The sequence below is a fragment of the Planococcus sp. RAB007_Raresut genome (assembly GCF_057369535.1).
The window spans coordinates 1-236 of record NZ_JBXYIF010000275.1 but is presented as its reverse complement, the minus strand read 5'-3'; the positions used below and the strand labels follow the sequence as shown (position 1 = coordinate 236).

Sequence of the window (236 nt, the reverse complement as noted above, 5' to 3'; positions counted from 1 at the left end):
GCACCCCCAGCGCGTCTTACACTTGTGGTTCTGTAGTAAGTCTATAAATCTCATCACATTTTTCTTCCCGATGGTACTCCAACTTGATCCTTTTCATCTTCCCCTCTCCTTTCCTTTGCTCTAATGTCTTCCTTAAAATAAAAAGCTTCTCTTTTATCTAAGGGTCCCCTGGTGGTGGTACCTCCCTTTTTTTTTGCAAACCTTTTCTCCCTTTTTGGTTTTCGGCATTTTCCGCT

Annotated in this window: 1 protein-coding gene; it reads right to left on the bottom strand. The window is 42.4% G+C overall.

Annotated features, from left to right (window positions below):
- Positions 1-53 precede the first annotated feature (53 nt).
- Positions 54-236, bottom strand: a 183-nt coding sequence (locus AC2Q9J_RS18525) for a hypothetical protein (RefSeq protein ID WP_499042202.1), incomplete at its 5' end; no start/stop codon positions are given.